The organism is Actinoallomurus acaciae, assembly GCF_042429965.1.
Taxonomy (GTDB): domain Bacteria; phylum Actinomycetota; class Actinomycetes; order Streptosporangiales; family Streptosporangiaceae; genus Actinoallomurus; species Actinoallomurus acaciae.
In genome coordinates this window covers 1-7,044 of record NZ_JBHLZP010000425.1, presented here as the reverse complement: position 1 = coordinate 7,044, position 7,044 = coordinate 1, and the positions used below count along the sequence as shown (strand labels likewise).

6 protein-coding genes and 1 pseudogene are annotated in these 7,044 nt (G+C 71.3%); all 7 read left to right on the top strand.

Going from position 1 to position 7,044, the window contains the following annotated elements; genetic code table 11:
• Window positions 1–291, top strand: a pseudogene (locus tag ACFFNX_RS37155) (MFS transporter); the annotation flags it as partial.
• Between the two features lie 68 nt (window positions 292–359).
• Window positions 360–1,274, top strand: coding sequence for a hydroxymethylglutaryl-CoA lyase (locus tag ACFFNX_RS37150; protein ID WP_378210723.1), 915 nt, complete (start codon window positions 360–362; stop codon window positions 1,272–1,274).
• Between the two features lie 79 nt (window positions 1,275–1,353).
• Window positions 1,354–3,423 carry an RNA degradosome polyphosphate kinase gene (locus tag ACFFNX_RS37145; RefSeq protein WP_378210722.1) on the top strand — a complete coding sequence of 690 codons (2,070 nt, stop codon included), beginning with the start codon at window positions 1,354–1,356 and terminating at the stop codon, window positions 3,421–3,423.
• Window positions 3,416–4,309, top strand: a complete 894-nt coding sequence (locus tag ACFFNX_RS37140) for an NUDIX domain-containing protein (RefSeq protein ID WP_378210720.1) — start codon at window positions 3,416–3,418, stop codon at window positions 4,307–4,309. Before ACFFNX_RS37145 ends, ACFFNX_RS37140 begins: the two co-directional genes overlap by 8 nt.
• 42 nt (window positions 4,310–4,351) lie before the next feature.
• Window positions 4,352–5,437 carry an S-(hydroxymethyl)mycothiol dehydrogenase gene (locus ACFFNX_RS37135; RefSeq protein ID WP_378210718.1) on the top strand — a complete coding sequence of 362 codons (1,086 nt, stop codon included), beginning with the start codon at window positions 4,352–4,354 and terminating at the stop codon, window positions 5,435–5,437.
• 11 nt (window positions 5,438–5,448) lie between these two features.
• Window positions 5,449–6,081 (top strand): MBL fold metallo-hydrolase, encoded by a 633-nt coding sequence (locus tag ACFFNX_RS37130; protein WP_378210717.1) that lies wholly within the window; start codon window positions 5,449–5,451, stop codon window positions 6,079–6,081.
• Window positions 6,082–6,159: 78 nt separating this feature from the next.
• A partial coding sequence (locus ACFFNX_RS37125) for a protein kinase domain-containing protein (RefSeq protein ID WP_378210716.1) occupies window positions 6,160–7,044 on the top strand: 885 nt, incomplete at its 3' end.

Sequence of the window (7,044 nt, the reverse complement as noted above, 5' to 3'; positions counted from 1 at the left end):
GTCGCCGCCGGGGCCGGGTACGTCGTGCTCGCCGCCGGGCTGCTGCTGACCGGGTTCGGCGTCTCGTTCGTGCTGCCCTCCCTGGTCGCGGCCGTCCTCAACGCCGCGCCGGAGGGCACGGCCGGCGCGGCGGGCGGGACGCTCAACGCGGTACGCCAGACCGGGGCGACCCTCGGTGTCGCCGCCATGGGGGCCGTGCTCGGCCACGGGACGGAGTACGCCCTGCTCCTGTCCGCCGGAGTGTGCCTCGTGGCGGGCACGTGGTTCGCCCTCGCCGGTGACCGGCGCTGACGGCGGCGCGGCGCCTGCGATTCCGGGCCGGGCCGGAGCGCACTACATTGGCGGCAGGAGGTGCCGACATGAGCGACCTGCCCGGCCGGATCTCACTGCGTGAGGTGGGGCCCCGCGACGGCCTGCAGAACGAGGAACCGGTGCCGACCGACGCCAAGGTCGAGCTGATCGACGCGCTGTCGCGTACCGGCGTCGGCCGTATCGAGGCCGTGTCGTTCGTGCATCCGAGGGCGATCCCGCAGATGGCGGACGCCGACGAGGTGTGGAGCCGGGTGCGGCGGGCCGGCGACGTCCGCTACTCGGCCCTGGTGCCGAACCTCCGCGGCGCCGAGCGCGCGCTGGACGCCGGCTTCACCGAACTGGAGGTCGTGGTCTCGGCCTCCGACACGCACAACCGCAAGAACGTCAATCGCTCCACGGAGGAGTCGCTCGACGACATCGCCAAGATCATTGATCTGGCGCACGGCCGTGGCGCCACCTGCCAGGTGATCGTCTCCACCGCGTGGGGCTGCCCGTACGGGGGTGACGTGCCGGTCGAGAGGGTCGTCGCGGTCGCCTCGCGGGCGGTGCGCGACGGCGCCGACAGCGCGTCGTTCGGCGACACGACGGGTATGGCGACCCCGCCGCGGGTGACCCGGCTGGTCGGCGAGTTCCGCATGGCCAACCCGGAGACCTCGCTCAACCTGCACTTCCACAACACTCGCGGCACGGGTCTCGCGAACGTGCTCGCGGCGCTTCAGCTGGGCGTGGCCGACTTCGACGCCAGCGTCGGCGGGCTCGGCGGCTGCCCGTACGCCCCCGGCGCGACCGGGAACATCGCGTCCGAGGAACTGGTTCACATGGTGGAGGACATGGGCGTGGCCACGGGCGTCGACCTCGATGCCCTCATCGACGTCGCCGCCAGAGCGGAGACGATGGTCGGCCACACGCTGCCCTCGCAGGTGCTGCGCGCGGGCCCCCGGAGTCGCACGATCTCTCCCTGAGCGATCGGGCCCGTCCGGGTATCAGGAAGGTAAGCCCCCGTTGGCTTCAAGTTCACATTAGGCGGGGAGCATATCTGACATGAGTGTCGAAGCCGGACAATTTCCCGAGGTGGAAGGCCAACTTCCCGAAGACCGGTTTCTTGATCGCGAGGAGAGCTGGCTGCGGTTCAACCAGCGTGTGCTGGACCTGGCCGGCGACCCCGATCTCCCCCTGCTCGAACGTGTCCGCTTCCTCTCGATCTTCGCCAGCAACCTGGACGAGTTCTTCATGGTCCGGGTCGCCGGGCTGGCCCGGCGCATGGCCACCGGGCTCGCCGTGCAGACCGCGAGCGGCCGGCAGCCGCGCGAGGTGCTCGCCCGCACCTCCGAGGTCGCGCACGAGCTGATGCTCCGGCACGCCGCCTGCTTCCACGACGAGATCCTGCCCGCCCTCGCCAAGGAGGGCATCGAGATCCTGCGCTGGGACCAGCTGGCCGACACCGAGAAAGAGGAGCTCCACCGCCTGTTCCGGCGGCGGATCTACCCCGTGCTCACCCCGCTCGTCGTCGACCCGGCGCACCCTTTTCCCTACATCTCCGGCCTGTCGCTCAATCTCGCCGTCGTCGTCCGCGATCCCGAGACCGAGGAGACGCTCTTCGCCCGGGTCAAGGTGCCGCCGCTGCTGCCGAGGTTCCTGGAGGCGTCACCGTCGCGGTTCGTCCCGCTCGAGGACGTGATCGCCGAGAACCTCCCGCAGCTGTTCACCGGAACCGAGATCCTCGAACACCACGCGTTCCGCGTCACCCGCAACCAGGACCTCGAGGTGGACGAGGACATCGCGGAGAACCTCCTGCAGGCGCTGGAGCGCGAGCTGTTGCGCCGCCGCTTCGGCCCGGTCGTCCGGCTGGAGGTCGAGGAGTCGATCACGCCGGAGGTGCTCGAACTGCTGACCACCGAGCTCGGCCTGGACGAGAGCTCGGTGTACCGGGTGCCCGGCCCGCTCGACCTCGGCGGCCTCGACGCCATCGCCGACCTGGACCGCAGCGAGCTGAAGTACCCGCCGTTCGTGCCCTCGGAGGCGGCGCTGCCGCACGACACCGACCTGTTCGCCACCCTGCGCGACCACGACGTGCTCGTGCACCACCCGTACGACTCCTTCACGACGAGCGTCGAGCGGCTCATCGAGGACGCCGCCGCCGACCCGCAGGTGCTGGCGATCAAGCAGACGCTCTACCGGACGAGCGGCGACTCGCCGATCATCGACGCGCTCATCGACGCGGCCGAGGCGGGCAAGCAGGTCGTCGTGGTGGTGGAGATCAAGGCGCGGTTCGACGAGCGCGCCAACATCACCTGGGCGCGCAAGCTGGAGCAGGCGGGCTGCCACGTCGTCTACGGCTTCGTCGGCCTCAAGACGCACTGCAAGCTGGCCCTCGTCGTCCGCGAGGAGTCCGACGGCACGCTGCGCCGCTACTGCCACATCGGCACCGGCAACTACAACCCCAAGACCGCCCGCATCTACGAGGACTACGGCCTGCTCACCGCCGACCCGCAGGTCGGCGAGGACGTCACGGACCTGTTCAACCACCTCACCGGCTACTCGCGCGACACCGAGTACCGGCGGCTCCTGGTCGCGCCGGACTCCCTGCGCGCCGGACTGGTGAGCCGCATCGAGCGGGAGATCGACAACCAACTGCAGGGCCGGCAGGCGCGCATCCGCTTCAAGTGCAACGCCCTCGTCGACGAAGTGATCATCGACGCGCTGTACCGCGCCTCGCAGGCGGGCGTCCCGATCGACGTCTGGGTGCGCGGCATCTGTGCCCTGCGGCCCGGCGTCGACGGGCTGTCGGAGACGATCCAGGTCCGCAGCATCCTCGGCCGCTTCCTGGAGCACTCGCGCCTCTACGCCTTCGAGAACGGCGGTGAGCCGGAGGTGTGGATCGGCAGCGCCGACCTCATGCACCGCAACCTCGACCGCCGCGTCGAGGTGCTCGTACGCGTCACCGACCGGAACCACTGCGCGGATCTGCTGGGCCGCTTCGACCTGGCGATGGGCATGGACACCCAGTGCTGGCTGCTGAACGAGGACGGCCACTGGACCCGGCACGGGGGCTCCACGCACATTCAGACCCACCTCATGCGGACGCGGCGATGGAGGACCGTCGATGGGTGATGGCCCCGACCCGATCCGGGCGGCGGGCGCCGTCCTGTGGCGGCGCGGAGACAACGGGCCCGAGGTCGCGCTGGTCCACCGGCCCAAGTACGACGACTGGTCCTTTCCCAAGGGCAAGGCCAAGGACGGCGAGCACGTGCTCCGCACCGCCGTACGCGAGGTCTGGGAGGAGAGCGGCGTCTGGCCGATCCTGGGCCGTCGCCTGTCCGCGCGTGAGTACGAGAAGGAGCGCCGGCCCAAGCGCGTCGACTACTGGGCGGCCACCGGAAACGGCGGCGACTTCCGCCCGAACGACGAGATCGACCGGCTCGAGTGGCTGCCGGTGCCCGAGGCCGAGCGGCGGCTGAGCTACGAGCACGACGCCGACCTGCTGCGCGAGTTCGCCACCGGTCCCAACCGGACCACGCCGTACATCGTCCTGCGGCACACCTCGGCCGGTGACAAGCGCGCGTGGGACGGCGATGACGTGCTGCGGCCGCTCGACGCGCGCGGCCGGGCCGAGGCCGCCGCGCTGGCCGAGACGCTCGCGGGGTACGGCCCGGCCCGGGTGTTCAGCTCCGCGACCGCCCGCTGCATGGAGACCGTGCTGCCGTACGCAGCGCGGATGAGCAGCGACATCCGGACCGACTGGGCCTTCTCGATGGGCACGCCGATGGCCGCCTCGAAGGAGGCGGGCGGCCGGTTCACCCAGCTCATCGGCGACGGCATCGCGGCGCTCGTCTGCACCCACGGCGAGCTGGTGACCGAGATGATCGAGCGCGCCTGCGAGACGCTCGGCGCGACCGCGCCGCAGGACCCCCGGCTGCCCAAGGGCGGCTTCTGGGTGCTGCACGTCGCCGACGGCACACTCGTCTCGGCGGAGCGGCACCGCCTCCAGGCGATGTGATACTTCTCGTACGTCACCGGCGGACGAAAGGTGTGTGATCGGATGCCACACGAGGTGCGAGGGGTCGTCGCGCGTTCCAAGGGTGCGGAGGTCTCCATGGAGACGATCGTCGTGCCCGATCCGGGGCCCGGCGAGGCGCTGGTCGACGTCCAGTCCTGCGGCGTGTGCCACACCGACCTGCACTACCGCGAGGGCGGTATCAACGACGAGTTCCCGTTCCTGCTCGGCCACGAGGCCGCCGGTGTGGTCGAGGCGGTCGGCGAGGGCGTCACCGACGTCGCGCCGGGCGACTTCGTCATCCTCAACTGGCGCGCGGTCTGCGGGCAGTGCCGCGCCTGCCTGCGCGGCCGTCCCTGGTACTGCTTCGCCACGCACAACGCCGCCCAGAAGATGACGCTGACCGACGGCACCGAGCTCTCACCCGCCCTGGGCATCGGCGCGTTCGCCGACAAGACCCTCGTGCACGCGGGCCAGTGCACCAAGGTGAACCCGGCGGCCTCGCCCGCCGCGGCCGGACTGCTGGGCTGCGGGGTCATGGCCGGCCTCGGCGCGGCGATCAACACCGGCGCCGTGACGCGGGGCGACTCGGTCGCGGTCATCGGCTGCGGCGGCGTCGGCGACGCCGCGATCGCCGGGGCACGCCTGGCCGGCGCCGCGAAGATCATCGCCGTCGACCTCGACGACCGGAAGCTGGAGTGGGCCCGCGGCTTCGGCGCCACCGACACCGTGAACTCCCGCGAGACCGACCCGGTCGCGGCCATCCGCGAGCTGACCGGCGGCAACGGCGCCGACGTCGTGGTCGAGGCCATCGGCCGGCCCGAGACGTACGAGCAGGCGTTCTACGCCCGCGACCTGGCCGGCACGGTCGTCCTCGTCGGCGTGCCGACCCCCGACATGAAGATCGAACTCCCGTTGCTGGAGGTGTTCGGCCGCGGCGGGGCGCTGAAGTCCTCCTGGTACGGCGACTGCCTGCCCTCCCGCGACTTCCCGATGCTCGTCGACCTGTACCTCCAGGGCCGGCTCGACCTCGACGGCTTCGTCTCCGAGACCATCGGCCTGGACGACGTCGAGGAGGCGTTCGGCAAGATGCGGCGCGGCGAGGTGCTGCGCTCGGTGGTGAACCTGTGAGCGGTGGTGACATGAGCGCGCACCCCGTCACTCATCTTGTGACCAGTGGCACGTTCAGCCTCGACGGCGGCACCTGGGACGTCGACAACAACGTGTGGCTGGTCGGCGACGACCGCGAGGTGCTCGTCATCGACGCCGCGCACGACGCCGACGCGATCGCCGCCGCGGTCGGCGACCGGCGCCTGACCGCGATCGTCTGCACCCACGCCCACGACGACCACATCGACGCCGCGGCCGAGCTGGCCGACCGCACGGGCGCGCCGATCCTGCTGCACCCGGACGACATGGTCCTGTGGCGGATGACCTACCCGGACCGCGAGCCGGACGGCGCGCTCGCGGACGGCGACGAGCTGACCGTGGCCGGCACGACCCTGCGCGTCCTGCACACGCCGGGCCACAGCCCGGGCGCGGTCTGCCTGTACGCCCCGGACCTGGGCACGGTCTTCACCGGCGACACGCTGTTCAACGGTGGCCCGGGCGCGACGGGCCGTTCGTACTCCGACTTCGGCGTGATCATCGACTCGATCCGCGACCGCCTGCTGCCCCTCCCGCCGGACACCGTCGTACGGACCGGCCACGGCGACACCACGACGATCGGGGACGAGGCCCCGCACCTCGGCGAGTGGATTTCCCGAGGGCACTGAGGGTAGTTTCACGCGCACTTGGCGACAAAACCCCATATCTTGGGCCCAACGTCGGGCAGTTGATCACGGGGGAAGTCAGTGCGGGTACTGGCGGGCAGGTACGAGCTGCACGAAACACTGGGGCGCGGCGGCATGGGGGTCGTGCACAAGGGCCTCGACCGTGAGCTGGGGCGCACGGTCGCCGTCAAACTGCTGCCGGCCGAGCTGCTCCGGCAACCGGGCTTCCAGGAGCGGTTCCGTCGTGAAGGACGCACCGCCGCGGCGCTCAGCCACGGGTCCATCACGGTCATGCACGACATCGGGGAGGACACCTCCGGCGGCGAGCCGGTGCCGTACCTGGTGATGGAGTACCTCGACGGCCGTCCTCTGGACGAGGCGATCGCGGCCGGGCTCCTGCCCCTGGACCAGGTCCGCGCGATCGTCGGAGATGTTCTCGACGCGCTGGACCACAGCCACGGCAAGGGCGTCGTCCACCGGGACATCAAACCCGCCAACGTGATGGTCGACCTGGGCGGATCCCGCCCGCGCGTGAAGATCCTGGACTTCGGTATCGCCAAGCTCATGGCCGAGACCGCCACCCGCCTCACCGCCACCGGCTGGATGGTCGGTACGCCTCTGTACATGTCGCCTGAGCAGGCCGAAGGCCACGCCGCGAACGCACAGTCGGACGTGTATGCGGTCGGGTGCCTGCTGTACGAACTGCTCACCGGCAGCCCGCCGTTCACCGCCGAGACGCCGACGGCCGTGCTGTTGCAACACATTCGCCAGACGCCCCGGCCGCCGTCGGCACGGCGTCCGGACCTCCCGCCCGGCTGGGACGCCGTCGTCCTGCGGGCACTGGCCAAACGCCCCGAGGAAAGGTACGCCGACGCGGCCGAGATGCGGGCCGCCGTGCTCGCGGCCGACGGCGCCCCCGCCGTTCAGGACGGTGCCGCCGCCCGGGGCGGCGGTGCCCCCACCGTC

What these genes read in the sequence shown, in the direction of transcription:
- ACFFNX_RS37150 (WP_378210723.1), top strand. Translation starts at nt 360, where the DNA reads ATGAGCGACCTGCCCGGCCGGATCTCACTGCGTGAGGTGGGGCCCCGC.
- ACFFNX_RS37145 (WP_378210722.1), top strand. Translation starts at nt 1,354, where the DNA reads ATGAGTGTCGAAGCCGGACAATTTCCCGAGGTGGAAGGCCAACTTCCC.
- ACFFNX_RS37140 (WP_378210720.1), top strand. Translation starts at nt 3,416, where the DNA reads ATGGGTGATGGCCCCGACCCGATCCGGGCGGCGGGCGCCGTCCTGTGG.
- ACFFNX_RS37135 (WP_378210718.1), top strand. Translation starts at nt 4,352, where the DNA reads ATGCCACACGAGGTGCGAGGGGTCGTCGCGCGTTCCAAGGGTGCGGAG.
- ACFFNX_RS37130 (WP_378210717.1), top strand. Translation starts at nt 5,449, where the DNA reads ATGAGCGCGCACCCCGTCACTCATCTTGTGACCAGTGGCACGTTCAGC.